Annotated in this window: 20 protein-coding genes; 16 read left to right on the forward strand and 4 right to left on the reverse strand. The window is 59.7% G+C overall.

Annotation, left to right across the window (positions count from 1 at the left end; translation table 11 throughout):
- Positions 1-393: 393 nt before the first annotated feature.
- On the reverse strand, positions 394-2,217 hold the full coding sequence (gene glmS / locus ACVWY3_RS16170) for a glutamine--fructose-6-phosphate transaminase (isomerizing) (protein WP_456839328.1): 1,824 nt from the start codon (positions 2,215-2,217) through the stop codon (positions 394-396).
- Positions 2,218-2,421: 204 nt separating this feature from the next.
- Positions 2,422-3,405: an aldo/keto reductase gene (locus ACVWY3_RS16175; protein WP_456839329.1), complete on the reverse strand. Its 984-nt coding sequence runs from the start codon at positions 3,403-3,405 to the stop codon at positions 2,422-2,424.
- Positions 3,406-3,758: 353 nt separating this feature from the next.
- Here ACVWY3_RS16175 and ACVWY3_RS16180 point away from each other — a divergent pair, with 353 nt between their 5' ends.
- A complete protein-coding gene (locus ACVWY3_RS16180) occupies positions 3,759-4,766 on the forward strand; it encodes an NAD-dependent epimerase (protein WP_456839330.1) in 1,008 nt (335 codons plus the stop codon).
- A gap of 419 nt (positions 4,767-5,185) precedes the next feature.
- Positions 5,186-5,422: a DUF6894 family protein gene (locus ACVWY3_RS16185; RefSeq protein WP_456839331.1), complete on the forward strand. Its 237-nt coding sequence runs from the start codon at positions 5,186-5,188 to the stop codon at positions 5,420-5,422.
- A gap of 127 nt (positions 5,423-5,549) precedes the next feature.
- Here ACVWY3_RS16185 and ACVWY3_RS16190 read toward each other — a convergent pair whose 3' ends face one another.
- Positions 5,550-6,212, reverse strand: a complete 663-nt coding sequence (locus ACVWY3_RS16190; protein ID WP_456839332.1) for a LuxR C-terminal-related transcriptional regulator — start codon at positions 6,210-6,212, stop codon at positions 5,550-5,552.
- Between the two features lie 657 nt (positions 6,213-6,869).
- On the opposite strand from ACVWY3_RS16190, the gene ACVWY3_RS16195 reads away from it, so the two are divergent.
- Together ACVWY3_RS16195 and ACVWY3_RS16200 are read left to right on the forward strand one after the other, a co-directional pair.
- Positions 6,870-7,559: a LuxR C-terminal-related transcriptional regulator gene (locus ACVWY3_RS16195; protein WP_456839333.1), complete on the forward strand. Its 690-nt coding sequence runs from the start codon at positions 6,870-6,872 to the stop codon at positions 7,557-7,559.
- Positions 7,560-7,823: 264 nt separating this feature from the next.
- Positions 7,824-9,071, forward strand: coding sequence for a YncE family protein (locus ACVWY3_RS16200; RefSeq protein WP_456839334.1), 1,248 nt, complete (start codon positions 7,824-7,826; stop codon positions 9,069-9,071).
- An 18-nt stretch (positions 9,072-9,089) separates the two neighbouring features.
- On the opposite strand, the gene ACVWY3_RS16205 is transcribed toward ACVWY3_RS16200, so the two are convergent.
- Positions 9,090-10,229, reverse strand: coding sequence for a glycosyltransferase family 2 protein (locus tag ACVWY3_RS16205; protein WP_456839335.1), 1,140 nt, complete (start codon positions 10,227-10,229; stop codon positions 9,090-9,092).
- A gap of 300 nt (positions 10,230-10,529) precedes the next feature.
- On the opposite strand from ACVWY3_RS16205, the gene ACVWY3_RS16210 reads away from it, so the two are divergent.
- From ACVWY3_RS16210 to ACVWY3_RS16265, 12 genes are all read left to right on the forward strand, one after another.
- Complete coding sequence (locus ACVWY3_RS16210; RefSeq protein WP_456839336.1) at positions 10,530-11,300, forward strand: FkbM family methyltransferase; 771 nt, start codon at positions 10,530-10,532, stop codon at positions 11,298-11,300.
- Between the two features lie 251 nt (positions 11,301-11,551).
- Positions 11,552-12,856, forward strand: a complete 1,305-nt coding sequence (locus ACVWY3_RS16215; protein ID WP_456839337.1) for a lipopolysaccharide biosynthesis protein — start codon at positions 11,552-11,554, stop codon at positions 12,854-12,856.
- A 200-nt stretch (positions 12,857-13,056) separates the two neighbouring features.
- Positions 13,057-13,959: a thioesterase domain-containing protein gene (locus tag ACVWY3_RS16220; RefSeq protein WP_456839338.1), complete on the forward strand. Its 903-nt coding sequence runs from the start codon at positions 13,057-13,059 to the stop codon at positions 13,957-13,959.
- Positions 13,913-14,923, forward strand: a complete 1,011-nt coding sequence (gene nadE / locus ACVWY3_RS16225) for an NAD(+) synthase (RefSeq protein ID WP_456839339.1) — start codon at positions 13,913-13,915, stop codon at positions 14,921-14,923. Before ACVWY3_RS16220 ends, nadE begins: the two co-directional genes overlap by 47 nt.
- 5 nt (positions 14,924-14,928) lie before the next feature.
- Complete coding sequence (asnB, locus tag ACVWY3_RS16230; RefSeq protein ID WP_456839340.1) at positions 14,929-16,950, forward strand: asparagine synthase (glutamine-hydrolyzing); 2,022 nt, start codon at positions 14,929-14,931, stop codon at positions 16,948-16,950.
- Entirely contained in the window at positions 16,947-18,509 is a 1,563-nt protein-coding gene (locus tag ACVWY3_RS16235; protein ID WP_456839341.1) for a class I adenylate-forming enzyme family protein, read from the forward strand. Before asnB ends, ACVWY3_RS16235 begins: the two co-directional genes overlap by 4 nt.
- 45 nt (positions 18,510-18,554) lie before the next feature.
- Positions 18,555-18,833, forward strand: a complete 279-nt coding sequence (locus tag ACVWY3_RS16240; RefSeq protein WP_456839342.1) for an acyl carrier protein — start codon at positions 18,555-18,557, stop codon at positions 18,831-18,833.
- Positions 18,834-19,156: 323 nt separating this feature from the next.
- Positions 19,157-19,873, forward strand: coding sequence for a nucleotidyltransferase family protein (locus ACVWY3_RS16245; RefSeq protein WP_456843382.1), 717 nt, complete (start codon positions 19,157-19,159; stop codon positions 19,871-19,873).
- A 43-nt stretch (positions 19,874-19,916) separates the two neighbouring features.
- Positions 19,917-21,056 carry a DegT/DnrJ/EryC1/StrS family aminotransferase gene (locus ACVWY3_RS16250; protein WP_456839343.1) on the forward strand — a complete coding sequence of 380 codons (1,140 nt, stop codon included), beginning with the start codon at positions 19,917-19,919 and terminating at the stop codon, positions 21,054-21,056.
- The gene (locus tag ACVWY3_RS16255) at positions 21,053-21,802 is read left to right on the forward strand and encodes a sugar transferase (RefSeq protein ID WP_456839344.1); all 750 of its coding nucleotides are present in this window, start codon (positions 21,053-21,055) and stop codon (positions 21,800-21,802) included. The genes ACVWY3_RS16250 and ACVWY3_RS16255 overlap by 4 nt, the downstream gene beginning before the upstream one ends.
- Positions 21,792-22,829, forward strand: a complete 1,038-nt coding sequence (locus ACVWY3_RS16260) for an NAD-dependent epimerase/dehydratase family protein (protein ID WP_456839345.1) — start codon at positions 21,792-21,794, stop codon at positions 22,827-22,829. The genes ACVWY3_RS16255 and ACVWY3_RS16260 overlap by 11 nt, the downstream gene beginning before the upstream one ends.
- A gap of 65 nt (positions 22,830-22,894) precedes the next feature.
- Positions 22,895-24,166, forward strand: coding sequence for a polysaccharide biosynthesis/export family protein (locus tag ACVWY3_RS16265; RefSeq protein WP_456839346.1), 1,272 nt, complete (start codon positions 22,895-22,897; stop codon positions 24,164-24,166).
- Positions 24,167-24,226 lie beyond the last annotated feature (60 nt).

Here is a 24,226-nt window from a genome sequence, read left to right on the forward strand (position 1 = left end):
CCGCTCTGTGTTCCAACACGCGAAAGGGCTACTCCCCTGGCGGATCACCAACGCTCCCGCGCAATGCCGGATTGATCGATCCGAATGGATCGCACACACAAGAACTCTTTCTGCAGTTCAGCAGATCGTTCTGCTGCGCCAACGCGAACCGCTGCCGGTCCCAGCTGCGTCTCTGAGCAGCAGCGGCCCCGCCAACGCTCTTACAAGATGGCGAGGCCGCCTGCTCTGCGGACTTCGGCGCTGAGCTTCAGTCCGAAGGCCGGAGGATCTTACCCAGAACGGCCGAGGACAGGGATTGCTCTAAAGAGGCACCCAGTCCGGAGCGCCCGCCTGTCACACCAGCGTCATCGGATATGGTCCTGACATGTACGCAGAGACTGCGCGCCTGACGGCTTATTCGACAGTCACGGACTTTGCGAGATTGCGCGGCTGGTCTACGTCGGTCCCCAGAGCTGCGGCGCTGTGATAGGCCAGGAGCTGTAACGGTATCGCAAAAGCGAGCGGCGCCACGACCTCGGGCATTCCGGGCAAGCTCAACGTCGCGCACGCACCGGATGCGCCGAGTGAAGCGCCTCTCTGATCGGTCAACAGGACGACGCGACCTCCACGGGCGATGACCTCCTGCATGTTCGAGATGGTCTTCTCAAACGTCGCGTCACTCGGTGCTATGACGATAACAGGCAGGTCCTGATCTATTAGCGCGATTGGTCCATGTTTGAGCTCGCCCGCCGCATATCCCTCAGCGTGTATGTAGGTTACCTCTTTGAGCTTGAGGGCCCCTTCCAGGGCCAGCGGATAATTGGTGCCACGGCCAATGAACAGGGCGTCGCTCGCCGTACAGACTTTGCTCGCGATCTCGCGGACTTTCGGCTCAAGTTCGAGCGCACAGGCCATATAGCTTGGGGCCTTGGCAAGGCCTCGAACCAGTGAGCTCTCGTCTTCGGCTGAAAGCACGCCGCGACTGCGCCCGGCCGCTATTGCAATGCAGATCAACGTCGCCAGCTGGCAGGTGAAAGCCTTTGTGGAGGCGACGCCGATCTCGGGACCCGCCAGCGTCGGCAGCACCACATGGCTCGCACGGGCCATGGTGGAGCTTTGCACGTTGACGACGGAGACAACACGCTGACCACGGTTCTTGGCGAACTCCAACGAAGCGAGTGTATCCGCCGTCTCGCCTGACTGCGACACAAAGATCGCCAGATTGCCCGCGCCAAGGGGAACATCCCGATAGCGGAACTCCGATGCAACATCGATCTCGACCGGGAGCTGGGCGTAGCGCTCAAACCAGTACTTAGCAATCAAACCGGCGTAGAACGCGGTCCCGCACGCAACAATCGAGACGCGATCGATCTTCCTGAACTCTGCGTCCAAGCCTGCCGGCAGCCTGATTGAACCGTTGCGCTGGATATACTGCGCGAGTGTATGCGCGACTACCTTCGGTTGCTCGTGGATCTCCTTGGCCATGAAGTGGCGATGACCGCCCTTTCGAACAACGACAGCCGAGCTGGCGATCTTGGTCGATTCACGACGTAGAGGCGCGCCATTTACGTCCAAGAACTCGATTTGTTCTCGCGTAACGATGGCAACATCGCCGTCCTCGAGATAGGCCACGATATCCGTCAGAGGTGCGAGGGCGATCGCATCCGAGCCGAGGTACATTTCGCCCCGTCCGTAACCGACCGCAAGGGGGGAGCCCTTTCGGGCCCCTATCAGGAGGTTCTCGTGCCCCTCGAACAGGAACACGAGCGCGAACGTTCCTTTCAGGCGCGGGAGCACCCTGCGTACCGCCGCGGCCGGCTCGCACCCGTTCTTTCGTTCGCGACTGACGAGATGCGCAACCACCTCGGAATCAGTCTCGGTCGTGAGGTAGGCGCCGGTTGCCTGGAGGTGCTCGCGCAGCTCTCGATGATTCTCGATGATTCCATTGTGCACAATCGCAACCCCATCGACCATGTGAGGATGCGCATTGTTCTCATCTGGACGGCCATGCGTTGCCCAACGCGTGTGACCGATTCCAATTCGGCCCGAGAGCGGCTGCGAGGCGAGCAGACTGTTGAGATTCGCGAGCTTTCCGACTGCACGACGCCGGGTCAACGAGCCGTTTTCCAGTGTCGCAATACCCGCGGAGTCATATCCACGATATTCAAGCCGTTTCAGCGCATCCAATAGAACAGCAGACGCCGGGCCCTGTCCGACAACGCCAACAATTCCGCACATCATCTGTCTCCAAGCGATTACCAGATCCACGTACCGCAGACCAAGGTTACCGCCTCACGCCGCGAGCCCCCACGAGCTTCTCGACAATCGTTGTAAAACCGTTCGAAGCATCGTAGGTGCCAATTTTAGCAGACGCAGCCGTCGATTGTATGATCATGACGGAGTAGACCTCATGCTCACGTTCCGGAGACCACTCCCATTCCTTCAATTCGAGGCACCGACGAGTCGATCGGCTTGCCTCGGTCCACTCGAGAGCTCGGTGGCGATACGGTTCAACACATGAAGCTTCGGGGACTGCGCCAGACGCAGCAGATTGAACGTAAGGTGGTCCTTCCGGAGCATTGAGAACAGTGTGACTCCGGCCGAATTTGTCGCAAGCGCATAGTCCACCACGAATGCCGTGACAACTGCGGTAGGGTCGCCTCGATATCCCGCGTCATGAAGGTCATTCAACACGTGCTGCGCTGCAATTACCTTCGCGACCAGCGGAGCAACGCTCGCAAATGATCCATACGTCACAAAGGTCATTCTCCGCCCAGAGTTCTGTGACCTCTGCAGGTTCGGCTCGAGCGGGTTGTTTGCGATCTGCAACAGCCGATACGGCGATGATTCATCGATGCCCTCCACTCCAATTTCATTGTTGCCTGCAATCGCGATTGCGCGGGCCTTACCATCCTGGACCACGCGCTCAACCGCTCGGACGATGTCTTCACGGACGGCCTCTTCCCGAGTAGGACGGTGGAGAGCAAGCACGTCTACATAATCCGTCCGAAGACGCCTCAGGCTGTCCTCCATGCTCGTCCTGATCAACTCGGCTGACAGCGGTACTTTGAACGGCTTCGGCTTGATCGCCGAGAGGCGCGGCTGAATTCCGGGAAATAGCGCAAGGGAGGCGCGCGCTATCGGCTTCAGGAAGCGCACGGTGGCGGAAGTCGCGCCCGGGCGCATACCAACCTTCGTGCAGATATGGATGCTGCCGCGCTTGTTGGATGCGAACTGGCCGCAAATCGATTCTGCCATCCCGTCCCCGTAGGACGGCGCGACGTCGTACCAGGTTATTCCCGCGTCGTAGGCGCGCTCCAGCGCTTCAACCCCCACGCGTGTACCGACGCGGCCCCCGAGCGACGCACAGCCAAAGCCAATACTTGAAACCCTGGCCCCAAGTGCTTCGACATCGACTGTCTTCATTGACATCTTCGTTAACCACGACGCTCGCGCTCATCTTACCGATGCCAGGTCCACTCGCGCACACGCCCCCGGCCGGCTGCCACATCGAGCAACTCTGCAGGTTTGCAGGACTTCATCGTCATGCAAATGGATGATGACGGGTTTGGTAGGACGCTCTACCCCCTTTTTGGCTCCTCGGCACCGGATGAAGCGGTGAGGACGTGCGGCAATCGACCGTTCGAGTGGGCCATCGGCAACTCGGATCGGTCGCAGTGATCGGTAGCGCTCATTTGAGCGATGGAGAGGCGGCGACCACAGAGCTCACTTGCAGTGCCAAATCATGGCCGCTCGGCCGTCGAAATCGAGACTAGAAAATGTCAGCACGCTCAGAATCAGATGCAGATGATGTTCTGGTAACGGGAGCGGCGGGATTCATAGGCTTTCATGTTGCCCGCCGGCTGCTCGAAGAGGGGCGCCGGGTCGTCGGATTGGACAATATTAATCCCTATTACGATCCCTCCCTGAAGCGCGCTCGTCTCGACATTTTGCGCCGCGATCCAAGGTTTTCCTTCATGCAGATCGACCTTGGGGATCGATCGACTATGGCGGACCTGTTTGCAAGACATCGCTTTCCGAAAGTCATACATCTTGCCGCTCAGGCCGGTGTTCGGCATTCAATCGATCAGCCGCACGCCTATGTCGACGCCAACATGGTGGGCTTCTTGAACGTCCTCGAGGGATGCAGGCGCCACGGCTGCGAACATTTGATCTACGCATCATCGTCGTCCGTCTATGGCGCCAATACGGAGTTGCCGTTCTCGACTGTGCATAGAACCGATTCCCCCATTAGTCTCTATGCCGCGACAAAGAAGGCAAATGAGTTGATGGCTCACTCTTACAGCCATCTCTATCGCCTTCCCGTGACCGGCTTGCGGTTCTTTACGATCTACGGTCCGTGGGGCCGGCCCGACATGGCAATATTCCTGTTCGCTGATGCGATCATGAAAGGCACGCCAATCAAGCTCTTCAACCACGGCAGGATGCAGCGCGACTTCACCTATATCGATGACGTCACTCGCGTTGTCTCGCGGCTGATCGACCGCGCCCCAGAAGACAGCGCCGGTGCGACGACTGCACCGGCCAAACTCTACAATGTCGGCAATCACCGCCCGGAACCCTTGATGCACGTGGTCCGCCTGCTCGAAACGGAGCTCGGACGAACGGCCCGCAAGGAGATGCTGGCGATGCAGCCGGGAGATGTTCCGGAGACTTTTGCCGACGTGAGCGACCTGATGCAGGACGCCGGCTTTTTTCCATGCACGGCGATCGAAACGGGCGTTCGTCACTTCGTCCGCTGGTACCGCGAGCATTATGGAATATAACGGATCCCGATCTACATGCGTCGATCGCCACCATCACTGCCCTATATGTCGCCTGACCGAAAGAGCATCAGACCGCACGGTTTGAGGTCGCACGATTTGCGTGATGGTCGGCGACGGAACGATCAGCCATAGCTCGCCAAAAGATCGCGGCCCCGGCGGGGGGCTAGGATTCGCAGGAGCCGGGGCCGCAACGCTGCGCCGAAGTGGGCTCCGTCGACGCACTACGATCGTAACGACAAACAAGCGACCATTCACCTTGGATTCGTGATCAATCGGGTCAACGGCGGGGTACCCATCAATGATGATGCATTCTCCTACAATAACGACTTGCCATCTGTTCATTGTGGTACGATGACCCAATAGTGACGCGTGGGGCTCGCTGCAGTCATCGGAATGGTTCGGGTGATCCGGAGACATCAATGCCGCGATATTTCTTCCATATCCACGATGGGAATTCAGTTCTCGACGACGTCGGGCTGGATCTCCCTGACATTGTCGCCGCGCGTACCGCAGCGATCGAACTGAGCGGCGAGATCCTCAAGCACGACTTGACGGAACGGCTCTTGCCTCATGTCTTCTGGCAGGTGGAGGTCAGCGACAGCCCCGCTCTCGGCGGCCGGTCGCTATTCGTCCTTCAGTTCTCTGTGGCAGAGTGAGCGGCCCTCTTTCGTTGCAGGCGCGGGAGAGGATTCTTCGGCTACGCTTGGAGAACGCTCCCACCTGACGCGCTACAATCATCGCGGGGTGATACAGTAGCGCGCTCTCCGGTCAGCGGGATCGATCCTATCTACGCTGCCGGTCCTGCATCGAGTTGGTGCCGTCGTCCTGCGAGATGGCGAGCGCAGCCAGCGCCGTGCGATTGCCGACCTCGAGCTTTTGGAAAATCTTGTGCAGGTGCACCTTGATGGTGCCATCAGCAATGTTGAGCCGGCGCCCAATCTCCTTGTTGGAGAGACCGCGAGAGACAAGGCGGATGATTTGCCGTTCCCGTTCAGTGAGCACAGCGAGTGCATTTTCCGGATTTGCGCCCTGCTCCTGAAGGGGGACCTGATCTGTAGGCGCTCCCGAAACGACAGTCGCGCCATGGACAATCTCACGCAAGCACTGCACGAGCGCCTGGCCCGCCATCTCCTTTGGAAGGACACTGTGCCCCGTAGGCAGCCCCGGCGAGACGAGATCGCAATCCTCGCTGGCTGCGAAGAACACCAGACGGGTCGATCGGTTTTCCGAACGGTCGAGCGACTCGTTCAGCAGCGCGATCAACTCCGGCATTGCCGCATCGATGATCGCAATGTCGGGAGCAAGGTCCAGAACTGCCCCAATGCAATTCCCGGCGTCGCCGCAGGACGCAATGACCTCGAAATCGGGTTCTGAGCCGAGTAGATTTGCAAGACCGTGCAAGACCACCGGATGTCGGTCTGCAATCACCACAGTCGCACGACGCATCGGGCGCTCCCTGGCCAGCCGCCCCCTCTTTGTGATTGAAGCTACGGGCCCCCGCCCCTGACGCTCCAATAGTGCTTGAACAGCAAAAACCTCATCAATATTCCGAAGTGTCAGTCGTTAGAGCTAAGCGCGTAAACCATAAAGCAGATATCGCACGAGTCAGAAGCTGCAGTATACAGCAAGTTTGCTGCATCGAGTCCCGTAGGACTCCGGTGGTTAATACTCAAAATGGACGCAGGTCGTCTATCCGTTTGCGAAGCTAAAATGACGGTGTGTTGCACTGCATCGTAAACGCACATTCGAGGTTGAACGCGGGGTCCCACGCCATCTCCGGCAGCGGCAAGGGCCACGTCATCCGACCACATCGACGCCGCCAGCCCTATAACCAAAGGTATATAGGCAAAAACGAAGATTCAAATCTAACCTTCAGCAAATGTTATCGAAACGAAATCGGGAGGCTTACACGCAGTCGAAGCTTTTTCAACTCTGTCTTTTCCCAATCCTTGTTCGTTCAAGTTGTATCGTTGCGTTGACGTGGAGGGTGATATGAGGAGGCGACAATCCTGCAAAGTCGTTTTGATTGGACGACACATTCTACTGCGAGAGGGTATTTCCCGAATCCTGCATGCCGCAGATTTCCACATCCTAATGTCGGTCTTGAGTACCGACGAATTGCCAAGCACACTCCAAGCACACCAGCTTCTGTTTGTGATTGTCCACGACACCGACGAGTTCGATCTCGCCCTGAAGCACATCGGATTTGTAAGGGAGCATTATCCAGACGCTCGCGTGGCGATCGTTTCGGACCACTACCGGCCGGAAGAGTTGATTTCGGCCTATAAGGCGGGCGCCAGCGGCTACTTTGCTGACGTCAATTCATGCGACACCTTCACCAAGTCGATCGAACTCGTGACAATGGGCGAAACGGTATTTCCGCCCGCGTTTCTGTCGTTCGTGCTTGATCTCGAGCCTAACCGCAAGGCTCAGCTGCCGGCGAGCGAAGAGCGATCGAGCGTCCTCGTTCCTTCGGAAGCACCGATTGCCCCCCATTTGTCACCGCGCGAGCAGGCAATCCTCTCCTTCTTGGTTGAGGGCAATTCAAACAAATGCATTGCGCGAAAGATCGATATTGCCGAAGCGACGGTGAAGGTTCACGTCAAGGCGATCCTGCGCAAGATACGGGTCCAGAATAGAACTCAGGCCGCGATTTGGGGAATGAACAATGGACCACTGGTCCGGCCTTCCAATGGGCACGCCCTGGCGCTGTCAATTGATCGGGCCGGAGCCCCCAGCCAGGTCCCAAACGGGGGCGGCCATCAGGAGGTCGACATCTCCGACATCCACTAAACCGGGCCGGCAGTTCCAGCGCATCGAGCGCTTGAGACGCGCGCCAGATGACTGCGCAGCGAAATGACTTCGAGATTGCGCGAAGATCAGCAGCGCTCCGCGAGCATGTCCTGCGTTTAGATGATGCGCGGCTACGCGTAATGGGTCAAATCGTCACCGACATCCGTGGTCGCTGCAAGATCGTCATGATCTGAAGGCACTCGAACGTCGGCGTCTGCCAACTCGAAGCGCCCGAGCCCCCTGGTTATCGTGGAGCATGATACGATGTCTCCCTCTCTCTGCGCACGCATTGGAGTGGCCGGCGGCGCGTTGATCGTGCTCGCGTTGGCAAGCTTCGCCGCCGCACAGACGCTGACACGAGCAAAGCTTGCTGTGGCCAGCAGCCTGAACCTGCCCGACTATCTCGTTCCGGTCACCGACCCTGACACCGGCGCCACGATCATCCGGATAACAACTCCGGGCCCTCTGGGCGCAGGTTTGGCCTGTCAACGAGCCTATTGCACCCACCGCTATTCGAGTGCGCAGGCGTGGAACGCCGACCAGACCCTGGTTTTGATCGCCAACGGCTGCAACGGACTCTGCTTTCTTGACGGGAAGACATTCGTTCCCTTGTTTCGTCGGCAGCGAGAGGACGAGTGCGAATGGCACCCGCGGGACCCCGAGCGCATGATATGCGTGATTGGGCGCAAGATCTCGCTCTGGCAGCCGCGAACCAATGCCGAGGAAATCATGTTGACGGCCGAGGGCTATCGCGGCCTTCAGTTCGGACCAGGCAAGGGCAATCCCTCCCGGGATGGAAGGCGCATCGCCGTGCGAGGCACGCGTGCAGACGGTATGGTGGTAGCGTTCGCCTTTGATCTCGCGACCCGACAGAAGTTTCCGGACATCGAAGTGGGAAAACTGCCCGGTCGAGACGGCGTCTGCGAGATATCGACCCTGGGCAACTATATCAGATGCAGCCGATGGGTCGACGGAAAGGATGAGGCATTCATCTTCACCGTCGCCGGAGACCTGGTCCAGAGTTGGACCGAACATCATCGGCCGAGCCACGGCGACATGGCCGTTGATGCGGACGGACGCGAGGTCTACGTCGGAATCAGCAAATCGGATCCCGATATATATCAGGTGATCAAGCGCCGGCTGGATGACGGTAAGGTTACCGCCCTCGCTCCGCGCGGCGAAGCCTCACATGCGTCCACGCGCGCGATCGACCGGCCCGGCTGGGTGATCTTGAGCTATGGCGGCGATCCATCCGAGATTGCCCAGCTTCCATCCTTTGCCCCGTTTGCTCGGGAAGTCATCGCTCTGCGAATTGACGGCAGCGGCGAATTTCGGCGTATTGCACACACGCGCAACGTCCCGTACGACTACTGGAGCGAGACCCACGCCTCGCCCTCGCCGGATGGATCGCAAATCATCTGGTCGAGCAATTGGGGGGTCCCGGGTGGCCCTGTATTCGACTTTGTAACACGTCTCGATCAACCCGATCAGACCAGTGCCCTGTCTCGATGATGGCCTCGGCGGCTCCTCTCAGGCGTGCCCCACACGAACCAACGGGCTGTCCGCCGGCGTATGCGTTCGGGCCCGGAGAGCTTTGTTGGCCGCATTGATAACCGAGGGCCGCAAGATCTGGAGCGCGTCCTTGGTCGTTGCCCACCAGGACTGATAGCGAAATCGTCCACGCAATCTTGCAACCCGCAATGCACGTGCGACCGTTTCGGGACCTGGGAGTCCTTGCTTGTCCTGGATAAGGCTCCAGGTCAGATGCTTCAGATCAAGTGTCTCCTGATCAATCTGGGAGAACGACTTGGAGGCCGTAATGCTATCGTGAGATGACATGTCATAGAAGATCAAGCCATCGTCGATCGCCACCATGTCGCCGAAGCAGGCGAGATCGACGAAGAACAGCTGGTCGACCCCCCACCTGATCGACTTGTAATTTCGCATCCGACAGCCGGCCCGGATGACCTCGCTATTGATCAGCAAGGTCGACGGAACGATCCCCAGCGCCCGGGTCTTGCCGACCAAATAGAGGTCAGTCAGGCACTGCTGGCTCGAATACACCGTGACACGCCCTCCTCGCCGATACCTTATTCCGGTGTCCTGGATGAGATGAGACGTGGAGGTCATGAAGGCCGCGGTAGGGTACATACCTGCCATCTGCGCGAAGGTCTCAAGTGAACCTGGCGTGAGCCAGTCATCGTCGTGCAACAATTTGATCCAGTTGCCACGGCAGGCGACCATCGCATTGTTGGTATTCTCGACCTGGCCCGGCTCTCCGTGGTTCTCGACAATCCGAATACGCGGATCGTTCCGCGCGTACTCGGATACAATACTCCAAGTCGAGCCCTCCGGCCCTTCGTCGTCACTGACCACCATTTCCCAATCGGAGTACGCCTGCTGCAGTACGCTCTCGATCGCGCGGCGAATCAAATCCGGCCGGCGAAAGGTCGGAATCGCGACTGAAATGAACGGACGAACGTCCGCACCTCGAATGCTGTCGGTCCCGCCGATTCGCAACGGATTCATCGCCTTTTCCTTCAGGCTCACTTGATCAAGGTGTCCGGCCCGGACGAGCCAGGAGCGATGCCCCTTTGACCTTGCGAAGCGGTCCGAACGTGCCGGGTGGCGCGACGCGCCTACGCTAGGCAGCTCGGTAGGCCCGGTCATCCTGCGTTCGCATGACGCTGATCATCCCGAGGCGCGACGTTTGGAAGCAGTGGAACCGATCGATTCTCATCGTGCATGATTTCTATCGTGCAAACGAAGGATGGCTCGCCGCTTCAATCAGCCTACGCTCTGCGACGAGCTAATCACAAGACATGGGTGTACAGTCCTTTGCACAGATTGCACCAACTGCTCGCGCGAATCCGGGAGGAGCCTGATAAGTTCCGCTTCCTGCTATCGCGCGCACTGTGGGTGAGCGGGTTGTGCCGGTTCATCACGTTCAGCTTTCCCGCCGGATATAGAATGCGGTTCTATCCGAGCTCCATGTCTGCCGGGCTCTGGCGGAGGCGCGATTTTCGGGCCGATGACGCCGACTTTGTGGGAACCTACCTGCAACCGGGAGAAACCTTCGTCGATGTCGGTGCGAACGTAGGACAGTTGAGCCTCGCCGCCGCCATGCGAGTCACGGGATCCGGACGAGTGATCGCAATCGAAGCGCATCCGCGCATCTGCAAGTACCTGCAGGGCAACGTGCGCCTGAACGGATTCACGGTCGAGGTCCACAACACGGCAATCGGCAGCAGGAACGGCGAGCTCGTCTTCACGGACTTTCGGAGCGATGACATGAACTTCGCATCCGTGACACCCCCAACCAGCGGCGCAACGCTCCGGGTTCCAGTTCGCCCTCTGGACTCGATTGTTGGAGACCGACCAGTGGATCTTCTGAAGGTCGACGTCGAAGGGTTCGAAGTTGATCTTCTCAAGGGTGCCGCGAAGACCGTCTCCAATTGTCGTTGTCTCTACATTGAGGACTCTGAGCTCAACCTTCGAAGAGCCGGCACCTCACGAGCGGAGCTGTATGACCGCCTCATTGATCACGGATTTGAGCTCTTTCATCTCAGGGCGGGACGACTCGAGCGGGCATTTCCCGAGATCCCGGGTCCGGACGATGATAACCTGATCGCCGTCAGACCACCTGCCCTGCCGGATCTGCTCGCGCGAACCGGCCTTCGGCTGGCACAGTCATCCCCGCGGCCTTCGGAGGGCCGTCTGCCGTCCGCGCGGCTTGCGTGAGACTCTGCCAGCTCATTCGCCTCGTCGCGTGCGCTCGCTCCGGCCTTTCTTGACCAGACGCCAATCAGGATCGACCATCGATTGTTCGGCAAAGCACAAGCTGGTGTGCAAGCTTTCTCGCGACCGCTCGTGACCGTCATGCGAACGAATGATGGCGCCCGCCGCGCTCGGCTCTACCATCCATCCAGATTAGATCGCTGCAGTTATCATCTTGCGTTTTAGAAATGGATTCTGAACCGAGGAAGCGTCTCATGGCCGCCAAAACGGCTCCGGCTCCGACGCGGACAGGAGCCCTTGTTCGTATGGCGGCCGGCGTATCTGCCCTCGCGCTCACCGGCCAGCTTACGCTCGTCGCGGCCATTCCCATCCTCACGCGGCTGTACTCGCCGGAGGATTTTGGAATCTTCACGATCTATCTGTCGATCGTGAACATCCTCGGTGCAACAGCCGGGCTTCGCTTCAGCACCTCCCTGTACGTCGTCGAGGACAGGGCCGGGGCTCTGGTCGCGCTCAAGCTCGTGCTCCTCGCGGTCTGCGGTACCAGCTTGGTCGTACTTACCGCCGGATACCTTCTCGCGCCCATCTTGCCGCCTTCACTGCAACATCTTGCCTGCCTCGTGCCGATCGGGATGGCGGCGGTCGGCGTTGCCGACGCAATGAACTGCTGGTGCTTGCGCTTCAATCACATACGCGACTTCGGCATGGGCCGCCTGATCCTGCCGGCGACGATGGCGCTGCTCCAGGTGGGCTTTGGCCTCGCCGGCATCGGCGACGATGCAATGGTCCGAGCTCACATCCTGAGCCAGGTCGTGCTGATCGCATTTCTCTGCATCCGGCTCCTGAAATGGGGAGACATCCGCCAAATCAAGCAAGCCTCGTGGCAATCGGTCGCGGCGACGGCGTGGCGAGAGTACAAGTTTCCTCTGTTCGAGCTGCCCTCCGCCTTCGTGGGATTTGCCATCATCAATCTCCCCGCGATCTTCATAGGATCGCTGTTCGGTACCGCATTCGCCGGACATTTTGGCGTCGCCGCCCGTCTTGTGACTGGTCCAGTCACTCTGATTGCCTTGCCGCTCAGCAATGTATTCGTCGCCGAGGCCAGCAAAGGTTTCGATCGTCAGCATCTGCTCAGCACCGCATTCGGTCTGCTGGCCGTTTCCGCCGTCCTCATCGCTCTGCCGGTACTCGGCCTGGGGTTCGTTTCACCCCATCTTGTCGTTCCGCTGCTCGGGCCGTCCTGGATGCCCACAGGCCAAATAATGGCCGCCCTCGCGCTCATGTGCGCCGCACAGGCCCTATCGACGCCCATTCAGGAAGTCCCTACCCTTTTTCGTCGCCAAGAACTGCGCCTGGCGGTCGACGTGGTACGGGCCATGTTTGTATTTGCGCCGCTCCTGATCGGCGCTCGCCTCGGCCACGATCCGTTGCAGGTGATCTTCGCGATGGCTGCAGGAGGAGCTACCGGTTACGCCCTGGGAATTGCCGTGGCGCTGATCCTCCTGAGTCGCCCAGGCGGAGCCCGGCCATCGGGTGCGCCCGTCAATGGACCTGTATGAACCAGAGGGCCGAGGCAGTGCTGCCCGGCCTTCGCGTCCGCTTGTGGAGGCACGACATGGACGAAAGATGCCCGGCGCAAGCAATCAAATCGCCCGGCGCGACCAAGTGCTTCATGCGAATGAATGATGAGAAGATTTTGCCCCTCTTCATACTGTGCCCTTGATACTCGGTCGGTTGCATCCCAATGACGTTACGGCCATTGATTGATACGGACCAGGATCCGGAATTTCCGCCTTTCCAGGCGGCAGCAGCGGCACAACCAGTGCTTTTCTTGCTGCCCGGCTCGCTTGGTTATGGTGCTAGTCTCGCATCCCTCGCCGCTTCGATCCGCGAGATGGCCCATGTCGTTCCAATCCGATACCCAGAACTCGCAAAGATATTGCAGGGGCAGGACAGCGTTTGCGATATGGCCGCTGCCGCGCTGGAACAGATCAATCGCGTCCAGCCTCGAGGGCCCGTTAGACTTCTCGGCCACTCGCTGGGGGGAGCGGTCGCCTTCGAGGTCGCAACGCGACTAGTTGCCTCTGGCCGGTCCGTGACGTTCTTTGGAATTCTCGACACCAGCCTCATGGGCGAGCGCAGCTCCGCATGGGAGACGTTGAGGCGCACGGTCCACCGTATCCGCAGCAACCGGGTCACCGCGTCGCGCATGGTCTGTCGCGCCTTTGCCAAGGCAGCCGTCGCGATCGGCCGTGAAGCCGACCTCGCCCGGATAACCGATCGCCGCGCGAAAGGGCAGTTCAGCCTTACCTCCTTCAGGCTCAAGCAGGAGCTGCAGGAGGTCTTGCGCGCGAAGGCCTACTTCCGCTGGTTGGCGGAGCCGAAATCGACGCTGCCGATATCCGCCGTCCTGTTCCGATGCGAGCGGAAGAAAATGCCGCAAGCGCTGGGATGGGACCGGGCGTTTACGCACGTCGACGTCGTCCCAACCGCAGGGACCCATACCGATCTCGTGATGCCTCCGTACCTTACAATGAACTTGCACCTCGTTCAGAAGGCGTTGTCGCAAGCCTACTCACCAACCGAGCTGCCTGACATAGAGGCGGATTGTTCTCATGTCCCTGCAAGCAAGTCACAGCCGAACCGAACCAGCGTTCAGTAGCGACGCCCTGGTCGTTGACGCACCATTGGAAGTCGCGCGCATCGTCGCGTTCTTGCGCGACCGGGTTCTTGGCGTGCTTGGCCGGCGCGGAGCCATCGTCGGGCTTTCCGGCGGCATCGACAGCTCCGTGGTGGCCGCGCTCTGCGCCCGCGCATTCGGAAATACGAAGGTCCTGGGGCTGCTCATGCCCGAACGCGATTCGTCCGACGATTCACTGAGGCTGGGTCGGGTCGTTGCCACGCAGTTGCGCTTGGCCACCGTCGTCGAAGACATCGCTCCAGCCCTCGAGGCATTGGGTGCCTACGCACGACAGCGAGAGGCGATCCAAGCCATCGTACCCGAATACGGCACCAACTGGAAATGCAAGCTGGTATTGGGATCCGTTCTCGAGCGTGATGGTATCAACCTCACGCGTCTGACCGTGCAGGACCCGAACGGCAACACTTCCACCGTGCGTCTTCCGCCCGAGGTCTACCTCCAGATCGTCGCCGCGACCAACTACAAGCAACGCGTCCGCAAGATGACCGAGTACTATCATGCCGACCGCCTGAAATACGCGGTCATAGGCACGCCAAACCGGCTCGAGCATGATCAGGGCTTCTTCGTGAAGCAGGGCGACGGCGATGCCGACGTGATGCCGATTGCGCATCTCTACAAGAGCCAAGTCTACCAATTGGCCGAATACCTCGGCATCGACGAGGAGATCAGGCAGCGCCCGCCAACATCCGACACCTTCTCGATGCCGCAGAGCCAGGAGGAATTCTACTTTGCGGCGCCGTACAGATTAACCGACGTTTGCATGTACGCGGTCAACCACGGCATTTCTGCCGACGAAGTGGCCGATGTCGTCGGCATCGCCGCAACGCAAGTGCAGAAAGTCTTCAAGGACATCGCTTCGAAGCGCCGGGCAACGCGCTATCTACACGCCCGGCCGCTGCTTATGGATGCAGTTATCGAGGACTAAACGGCATGTGCGGCATCGCGGGAATCGTGGCGCTGAACGCGAACGCTCCTGGTCCTTCGAGGAAAGCGCTCTTGCGCATGCTGGGGACGCTTCCCCATCGCGGTCCCGACGAGCGGGGCCTGTACCGGGATCAATGCGCGGGTCTGGCGCATGCGCGGCTGTCGATCATCGATATCAAGGGCGGGCAACAACCACTCAGCGATGCCAGCGGGTCCGCTTGGATCGTATTCAATGGCGAGATCTTCAACTATGTCGAGTTGCGCGCCCAGCTGATCTCGCTTGGCCATCACTTTCATACCCGCAGCGACACGGAAGTGCTCCTGAAGGCCTATTGCGCTTGGGGCGAAGCGGCGTTCGAGCGGATGAACGGGCAATGGGCCGTTGCCATCTGGGACCCATCCGCTCGCCGCCTCGTCTTGTCACGCGACCGGACCGGAATTTGCCCGCTCTACATCTGCGAGCATCAAGGCCAGCTATACTTCGCCAGTGAGATCAAGGCCATCTTTGCGGCAAATCCAGCCATCCCTCGGGCGCTGGACCCGGTAGGTATCGACCAAACCTTCACCTTCTGGAGTACCGTGCCGCCCCAAACCGTGTTTCAGGGGATCAGTGAGATTGAACCGGGACACGTGCGCAGTTACGCGCGCGGCAAGGTCCAGGATCACGCATTCTGGACCCCGCGCTATCCCACGCGTACCGACGAACATTTCAGCTCAGGCGTCAACGACGACGTGATCGATGCTGTGCGCAATGCTCTGGAAACGGCCACGGCATTCCGAATGGTGCGGGCCGACGTTCCCGTGGGAAGCTATCTCTCCGGCGGGCTCGACAGCTCGCTTGTAGCCGCACTCGGGAGCCGCTTCGCAGAAGGCCAGTTTCAGACGTTCTCCCTGCGCTTCACCGACGCAGAATATGACGAGACGCCCTACCAGCGCCTGATGGCCCGCGCGATCGCGAGCAAGCACCACGAGCTCATGGTCTCGCGCCAGGACATTGCAGAGGCCTTTCCAAAAGTGATCTACCACACCGAGCGTCCCATCCTGAGGACCGCTCCAGTACCGCTGTTCCTGCTTTCAAAGCTTGTACACGAGCGCGGCATCAAGGTCGTGCTGACCGGTGAAGGGGCGGACGAAATGTTCGCCGGCTACGATCTGTTTCGCGAGGGCAAGATCCGCCGCTTCTGGGGCCGCCAGCCGTCGTCAACGCGACGCCCAGCGCTCTTGAAGCGGCTCTATCCGTATATCTCGCGCTCGCCGGTCCATATGCAGCCCGTCGCGCTCAAGTTCTTCGGGCACGGCATCTCCGCGATCGATGCACCTGGCTTCGCTCACCAGCCGCGTTGGCGCGGCACAAGTGCGATCAAGCGCCTTTTCTCCGACGACATGCGCGATGTTTCTTCGCGAACGGATCCGGTGACCGAATTGCTTGACGGTCTGCCACCGGATTTCGTCCGCTGGACCTCGCTCGCGCAAGATCAATATCTCGAGACCAAGACCCTTCTGGCTGGCTACCTGCTCTCTTCTCAGGGAGACAGGATGCTCATGGCACACTCGGTCGAGGGACGATTTCCATTCCTTGACAACGACGTCGTCGAGCTTGCGAACGCTCTTCCCGACGCATGTAAGCTTCGCATTCTCGACGAGAAACATGTCCTGAAACGTGTCTCGCAGTCGCAGATGCCATCAGAGATCGTAACGCGCAAGAAGCAGCCGTACCGCGCTCCCAATGCGCTCTGCTTCGTCGACAAGGGTGCGCCGTCCTATGTTGACGAAGCGCTCTCGCGCAGGAGCATCCACGCGGCCAACATCTTCGATCCGGTTGCGGTCGAGCGGCTACACACCAAGTGCCGAACGCACGCAGACGCAGGAGACGCCGACCTATCCAACTTCGACAACATGGCGCTCGTCGGGGTGCTGTCCACTCAGCTCCTGTTCCAGCAGTTCGTCACAGCTCGCCCAGAGCGCACGGATCATATCGCGCTTCGTATTGACGTCGACCACCAACACGCATCGGGAGCCTACGCATGATGAACGATCCTGTGCCGCTCCTGCACGATTACCTGATCCACTCGGCCTGCCGCAACGGCGCCAAGGTCGCCCTTGTATGCGACGCTCAGCGGGTGACCTACGAGCAGCTCGAGGCCTGGTCGAATTCGCTCGCACACCATCTGGTCGGCGCCGGCGTAGAGCGCGGCGATCGCGTGATCATCTTCGCCGACAACACCGTCGAGGCGGTGGTCAGCTTCTGGGCCGTGCTCAAGGCCAATGCAATCGTCTGCCTCATCAATCCTCTCACGAAACTCGACAAACTTTGCTATCTCCTGGACGACTGCCAGCCGACTGCACTCATTGCGCAAGCGCGTCTTTACGAGACGTTCCACCAACCTGCAAGACGCTGTCCCTCCCTGCGCCGCGTCATCGTGACCGGCACGATCGACGACAGCGATTTGAACGCACTGCCGCATGCCATTCGGTGGAGCGTCGCCACAGCCAACAAGCACGACACAGCTCCGGCGCGCCGCTGCATCGACATCGATCTGGCCGCTATTGTGTACACCTCGGGATCGACCGGTGAGCCAAAAGGTGTGATGCTGACGCACCGGAACATGATGACGGCGTGTACCTCCGTGTCATCATATCTGGATGTGCGCGAGGACGATATCATCCTCAACGCTCTACCGCTCGCCTTTGACTACGGCCTGTACCAGATGATCATGGCCGTGCGTTCCGGAGCGCGCCTCGTTCTGGAGCGTTCGTTCGCCTTCCCTGCCGAGGTACTCCGGCGTATCGCGGAGGAGAAAGTTACGGGTTTTCCCGGCGTGCCGACCATGTTCTCGACTCTGCTCCGGCTCGACCTGCTGAAGAGCTGCGATCTTTCCAGCATCCGTTACGTGACCAGTACCGGCGCAGCATTACCGGTCCAGCACCTTCGCCAGTTGAGAAACATGTTTTCCGGCGCACGCATCTACTCCATGTACGGCCTTACCGAATGCAAGCGCTGCACCTATCTTCCGCCCGAAGATCTCGACCGAAAACCGTCGAGCGTCGGAATTGCGATCCCAAACACGGAAATGTGGATCGTCGACGAGCACGGCCAGCGAGTGGGACCGGGCGTCGCCGGGCAGCTCGTCATTCGCGGCGCGACGGTCATGAAAGGCTACTGGCGGAAGCCCGAGGCGACCGCGAGGCGGCTCAAACCTGGACCGCTCCCCGGCGAGCAGGTGCTGTACACCGGCGATTACTGCGAAATGGACGCGGAGGGATATCTTTACTTCATCAGCCGCAGCGACGAGATCATCAAATCGCGAGGTGAGAAGGTCGCGCCCAAGGAGGTGGAGAGCGCGCTGCTGGACATTCCCGGAATACGGGAGGCAGCGGTCGTGGGCGTTCCCGACGAACTGCTCGGCCACGCCGTCAAGGCGTTTGTGGTCGTCGACCGGGGGCTACCTATGAGCGAGAAGCAGATCAAGCAAGAGTGCCAGAAGCGCCTCGAGAGCTTCATGGTCCCCAAATACATCGCTATCGTTCCGGAATTGGCGCGGACGAACGCAGGCAAGATCAACAAGAGAGAACTCATCACGGGATAGTCTGCAAAACGACTGAACCACGATCTTCAGATGGAGCATGAAGTAATGACACTTGCCTTGCCACTGGAACCCCTAAAGAAGCAAATTCGCGCCTTCCTGACCGCCAATTTCTACATCAGCGACGTCGCCGCATTGAAGGACGATGCTTCCCTGCTGGACCAGGGTATCATCGACTCGACGGGCGTGCTCGAGGTGGTCGGGTTCATCGAGACGACCTTCGGCATCGCCGTTGACGATAGCGAAATCCTGCCTGAGAACCTCGATACGATACAGGGCATGGCCCACTACATCGACGGCAAGATCAAATCCACCGTCGATACGTGACCAGCCCGCGAATCCAAGAGGCGAGCGACCCGGTGGCTCGATACCAGCTCGACACGCGGCCTCCACCGAGGCGTCGAGCGTAGCACCATTTTGTTGTTCGGAGACGATCCCTCGCAGTCCGCCCGTGGCGAGGACAAAACGTTTTTGTCGAAAAGAGGTACGCCTAGGCCGCGCCGCGGCACCAACAACCTTCCCGCGTCTTGTAGCACGAGCGCGAGGTTCTCATTCAAACGCACGAAGACGCAGGCACGGGTTTGCTTCTAGCTTTTCCTGGCGACGATGCCTCAGTCATTCTGGACAGTATCGAGTACAGGGAGGTGAAGATGAAAGCGGTAGTTCAGTGCGGCGGCAAAGGAACCCGACTTCGCCCGCATACGTCCATTCTACCAAAACCTCTCATGCCGATCGGCGCGCGTCCGGTCCTCGAACTCGTTCTCAAATGGCTGAGGCGAAACGGGATCGCCGACGTTTACGTCACGACCGGCTATCTGGGCCATCTGATCCGCAGCGTCTGTGGCGACGGCAACCAGTGGAATATGCGGATCACCTACACGCAGGAGCTCGAACCGCTCGGCACGATCGGTCCATTGTCGTTGCTCCGAGAACAGCTCGACGAGCCGTTCCTGGTCCTCAACGGCGACGTACTGACTGACCTGAACCTGAACCAGCTCATCCACAATCACCGAAGGTCCGACGCCAACATCACCATCGCCACCTCCGTTCGAAGCACGAAGATGGACTTCGGCGTGATTGATGAAACGGACGGGCATGTGACCGGGTTTCGTGAGAAGCCAGAGCTGACGAACCTCGTCAGCATGGGGATCTACTGCATGAATCCCGACGTTCTCGAACGCATACCCTCGGGCGTCCCGTTCGGATTCGATGACTTGATGTTCCAGATGCTCGAGGACGAGGCCCGCGTCAACGTCTTCAAGCACACTGGCCTTTGGCTCGACATCGGCCGGGTCGACGACTTCCTGAAAGCCCAGGACATTGCGTGGGACGAGCAGTCCGCGGCATTCGCAACCGCGGCTGCGTGATGCGGGCGTCGCCCGCACGAGGAAATAACGGGAAGAGGAACACATGCTGTTGGTATCAGAACCGACCCTTGGACGTGACGAAAAGGAAGCTCTTGCGGCGGCAATCGATAGCGGCTGGATCACCATGGGTGATCGGGTGCGCGAATTCGAGCAAGCGTTTGCATCCATGCATGGTGCGGATGAAGCAATTGCCGTCGGCTCGTGCACGGCCGCGCTTCACCTGATCTTGCATGCACTTGGGATCGGGCCGGGCGACGAGGTGCTCGTTCCGTCTCTCACGTTCGTTGCCACTGCCAATGCCGTGCTCTACGTCGGAGCACGGCCTGTGTTCGTCGACATCGAGTCCGGGGCAGTCCCCCTGATGTCCGTGGCCGATGCGCAGCGAAAATGCACGTCGCGAACGAAAGCCGTGATCCTGATGCACTTTGCCGGCTACCTCGCCGACCGTGAGGAGTGGCAAGCCTTCGTTCGCGACAAGGGCCTGCTCTTGATCGAGGACGCCGCACATGCGCCCGGCGCGAAGGGCGTCGGCACGTTTGGCGATGCAGCCGCATTCTCGTTCTACGGCAACAAGAACATGACGACCGCCGAAGGCGGCGCAATCATAACACGTCACCGGATCCTGAACGACATGATCAAACGTGCCAGGTCGCACGGGATGACCAGCAACACGCGCCAACGTCTCGTCAGCCGCAGCCCCGAATACGATGTGACACTTCTTGGGTTCAACTACCGCATGGACGAATTGCGTGCCGCAGTCGGTCTGGTGCAACTGCGGAAGTTGCCGGGCTGGAACGACACCAGGCGCCGCCTGTCGTTGCACTATCGGCGGCGTCTTGCCGAGCGCTGTCCATCGGTCCTCGTACCATTCAAGCCATCGTGGGTGTCGTCTCACCATTTGCTGCCGGTCGTGCTTCCGGCGGCAAGCGCTCGACAGCCGCTGATCGAGCAGTTGAACAAACGCGGCGTTCAGACGACCATTCACTATCCGCCGGTGCACCGACTGACGTTTTATCAGGATCTGTGCCCCGGCATCAGCCTGCCCAACACCGAGGATTTTTGCGGGCGTGAGCTCACTTTGCCGCTCCATCCTGCAATGACCCCAGCCGACGTCGATCTGGTGGCCGACAGCCTCGCGGATGGACTTCGTGCCAGCTGTCCCGCGGAGGTCGTACAGGCATGAGCGAACTGGCGAATACGGGGACGGCGGCTCCGGCACTGCGCTTGCAGCGCCTTGTCGACGTCCTCTGTGCCGGAACGGCGATGGTGCTGTTGCTGCCGGTCTTCTTGCTGACTGCGCTCGCAATCTGGACCGAAGGCGGGCGACCGATCCTGTATTCCCAGATGCGTCTCGGGCTGAACGGATCGCCGTTCCGCATGTACAAGTTCCGGAAGTTTCGAGCCGATTGCGATGACCGCGGAAGTCCACTGACGGTGGTGAACGACGGTCGCATGACAACGATCGGCAGAGTGCTGGCTGCATTCAAGCTGGACGAGTTACCGCAGCTCTGGAATATCCTACGCGGCGACATGTCAATTGTCGGTCCAAGGCCGGAAACGCTGGTCTTTGCGGATTGTTTCAGAAACGGGTTTGAAAGAATCCTCGAGCACAGGCCAGGCCTTATCGGACCGTGCCAAATTCTGTTCCGACACGAAAACACGCTGTTCCCTCAGGATGGCGACGTTGCGGATTTCTATCGGAAGGTCTTGTTTCCGGCCAAGGCGAAGATCGACTTGGCATACTATTCCAATCGAACCGTCATCTCCGATCTCTGGTGGGTCTTTCAAGCGGCCTGGGTCATTACGGGAGAGCCGCTTCTCCGCTGCGTACGAAGAGACCGGCCAGACCCTCGTGGCATAGAGCCAACATCTCGATTTCTCGGTGCCACGCTCGTTTCAAAAGCCGATGGGTGTTCAAATGACGAATGAAAGGCGAACTGCGCTGCTCGTGGGTGGGGCGGGTTACGTGGGCTCAGTGATCACCGGTCATCTGCTTAGGAGCGGTTGGCACGTTCGCTGCCTCGATCAGCTCATCTACAGGAACGAGAGCTGTGTCTGGCCTTATTTGAGCGATCCGCAATACGAATTCCTACACGGGGATATTCGCGATTCGCGCATCGCCGCTCAGGCCTTGAAGAACGTCGACGATGTGGTTCTGCTCGCAGGGCTCGTCGGCGATCCCATCACGAGCAAGTATCCTGACGAGAGTCACTCCATCAATCGAAACGGGGTCGGGTCCTTCGTCGACGCCGTTCAACATCACCCTGTCGACCGACTCGTCTTTGTGTCCACCTGCTCGAATTATGGCCTTGTCGAGGAGGACACCGCGGTCGACGAGAATTACCCGCTCGCGCCGCTTTCCCTCTACGCCAAGCACAAGGTCGAGATGGAGCAGAAGATTCTGGGCCTCAAGGGAAAGGCCGGCTTTCATCCAACGGTCCTGCGCTTTGCGACCGCTTTCGGTCTTTCCTCGCGAATGCGATTTGATCTCACGGTGAACGAATTTGTACGCGAACTCCATTTGGGAAACGAACTCCTGGTGTTCGACCCAAAGACCTGGCGCCCATACTGCCACGTTCGTGATTTCGCCCGCGCGATCGAACAAGTCCTGCGCGCGCCCGCCGGCAAAGTTGCTTTCGAGGTCTTCAACGTCGGCTGCGAGGAGAACAACTTTACCAAGCTGATGGTGGTCGAAGAGATCATGAGGCACATCCCGCGAGCGAAAGTGACCTATCAGGAACGCGGCGCAGACCCCCGGAACTACCGGGTGAATTTCGACAAAATCCGGCGGGTGTTGAACTTCAGTCCTGAAATCAGTGTGCAGCAAGGCATCAGCGAAATTCTCGCGGCCTTGAGCCAGGGCCTGTTCGACAACGTCGAAGAGCAGCGACACTTCTTCGGAAACTACAAGATTTTTCTTCCAACCGCCCTCGCAGACCTGAAGAGGGCAGTCTGAGAAGGACCGCGGGTCTGTCTCCAGGTTGCGAAGCAATAAAGGCTGGTTGCATTGGGAGTTCATCCATGAAGTGCAAAAAGCGGAGCAAGTGCTCTGCCGGCCTCCTGCTAGGTCCGTGCGCGGCAATTCTGCTCATCGCGACAAGCGGGCAGTCCGTTGCCGCGCCCTATAAGCTCGAACCCGGCGATACTATCGAGATTTCGATCGGCGGCCTCGCGGACCAACGCAGCCGCACACAAATCCAGATGGACGGAACCATCCCCCTTCCGGGAGGCGGATCGGTTGAAGTTGCGGGCTTGACGCCCGCCCAGATGCAGAGCCGCATCGAGACGCTGCTGCAAGCAAGAATACTGCGTCAGCGACTGACCGACGGACGCGACCAGGCATTCGTGGTCAAGCCGGGCGACGTCATGGTAACCGTAGCGGAATACCGGCCGGTCTACGTTTCCGGCGATGTCCTCACGCCTGGACAGCAGGCCTATCGGGCTTCGATGACCGTGCGCCAGGCAGTGGCAGTCGCCGGGGGCTTCAGCCTGCTGCGATCGCGCGGCGTGCAACCCGGCGCCGCCGACCCCGCGGATCTCGTGCGAGACTACCAGTCTCTCGCCACCGAATACACCAAGGAATACTTTCACATCGTCCGAACTGTTGCGGAGCTTGACGGCCGCGATACATTCGATGCGGCGCCTCCCAACGACATTTCGCTGCCTGCGAGCGTGATCAGTTCGGTCGTTCAAGCCGAAAGCGATTCTCTGAAGACCTCCCAAAGCGACTACCGCACGGAACGACGCTTCCTCGATGACGCCGTAAAACAAACCGACGCGCAATTCGCGACCCTCAAGAAGCAGCAGGAAGGTGAAGAGAAGGGAGTGCAGGCAGACGAAGAAGAGCTCGAACGGGTCATGAAGGCATTCGGCTCGGGACTGCTGGCCAGCCCTCGCGTCAGCGAAAGCCGGCGCGCGTTGTTGCTGTCCTCGACCCGGCGTCTGCAGACGAGCGTCGAACTCATGCGGCTCCAGCGCCAACGCGAGGACTTCCTGCGCCAGACCGAACGCGTGACCAGTCAGCGCACGATCAACCTGCTCAGGGAGCAGAAAGATTCGAATGTTCGATTGGCGGACCTGCGCGTAAGAATGCAGGCCCTCAGTCAAAAACTGCAACCGATCGGCGGCTCGGGCGCCATCCCGGTCAATTCAGGTGAACTCAATCCCGACGTGGTCGTCGTGCGGCGGCAAGCTCAGAAATGGACCAGGATTCCCGCGTCGGTGGATTTTGACGTAGAGCCCGGTGACGTGATCGAAGTCACATTACGCCCAGCCGCGAGACTCTCCAACTGACCGCGAAAGGGGTACCTCAATAGGTCAGCTCCACGCCCTCCTTCGGGAGTAGCTAGCGAT

It is taken from the genome of Bradyrhizobium sp. USDA 4486, from assembly GCF_054057995.1.

Excerpts from the sequence above, each read along its gene's own strand:
- glmS (WP_456839328.1), bottom strand. The coding sequence starts at position 2,217 with ATGTGCGGAATTGTTGGCGTTGTCGGACAGGGCCCGGCGTCTGCTGTT.
- ACVWY3_RS16175 (WP_456839329.1), bottom strand. The coding sequence starts at position 3,405 with ATGAAGACAGTCGATGTCGAAGCACTTGGGGCCAGGGTTTCAAGTATT.
- ACVWY3_RS16180 (WP_456839330.1), top strand. The coding sequence starts at position 3,759 with ATGTCAGCACGCTCAGAATCAGATGCAGATGATGTTCTGGTAACGGGA.
- ACVWY3_RS16185 (WP_456839331.1), top strand. The coding sequence starts at position 5,186 with ATGCCGCGATATTTCTTCCATATCCACGATGGGAATTCAGTTCTCGAC.
- ACVWY3_RS16190 (WP_456839332.1), bottom strand. The coding sequence starts at position 6,212 with ATGCGTCGTGCGACTGTGGTGATTGCAGACCGACATCCGGTGGTCTTG.
- ACVWY3_RS16200 (WP_456839334.1), top strand. The coding sequence starts at position 7,824 with ATGTCTCCCTCTCTCTGCGCACGCATTGGAGTGGCCGGCGGCGCGTTG.
- ACVWY3_RS16205 (WP_456839335.1), bottom strand. The coding sequence starts at position 10,229 with ATGACCGGGCCTACCGAGCTGCCTAGCGTAGGCGCGTCGCGCCACCCG.
- ACVWY3_RS16210 (WP_456839336.1), top strand. The coding sequence starts at position 10,530 with ATGCGGTTCTATCCGAGCTCCATGTCTGCCGGGCTCTGGCGGAGGCGC.
- ACVWY3_RS16215 (WP_456839337.1), top strand. The coding sequence starts at position 11,552 with ATGGCCGCCAAAACGGCTCCGGCTCCGACGCGGACAGGAGCCCTTGTT.
- nadE (WP_456839339.1), top strand. The coding sequence starts at position 13,913 with ATGTCCCTGCAAGCAAGTCACAGCCGAACCGAACCAGCGTTCAGTAGC.
- asnB (WP_456839340.1), top strand. The coding sequence starts at position 14,929 with ATGTGCGGCATCGCGGGAATCGTGGCGCTGAACGCGAACGCTCCTGGT.
- ACVWY3_RS16235 (WP_456839341.1), top strand. The coding sequence starts at position 16,947 with ATGATGAACGATCCTGTGCCGCTCCTGCACGATTACCTGATCCACTCG.
- ACVWY3_RS16240 (WP_456839342.1), top strand. The coding sequence starts at position 18,555 with ATGACACTTGCCTTGCCACTGGAACCCCTAAAGAAGCAAATTCGCGCC.
- ACVWY3_RS16245 (WP_456843382.1), top strand. The coding sequence starts at position 19,157 with ATGAAAGCGGTAGTTCAGTGCGGCGGCAAAGGAACCCGACTTCGCCCG.
- ACVWY3_RS16250 (WP_456839343.1), top strand. The coding sequence starts at position 19,917 with ATGCTGTTGGTATCAGAACCGACCCTTGGACGTGACGAAAAGGAAGCT.
- ACVWY3_RS16255 (WP_456839344.1), top strand. The coding sequence starts at position 21,053 with ATGAGCGAACTGGCGAATACGGGGACGGCGGCTCCGGCACTGCGCTTG.
- ACVWY3_RS16260 (WP_456839345.1), top strand. The coding sequence starts at position 21,792 with ATGACGAATGAAAGGCGAACTGCGCTGCTCGTGGGTGGGGCGGGTTAC.
- ACVWY3_RS16265 (WP_456839346.1), top strand. The coding sequence starts at position 22,895 with ATGAAGTGCAAAAAGCGGAGCAAGTGCTCTGCCGGCCTCCTGCTAGGT.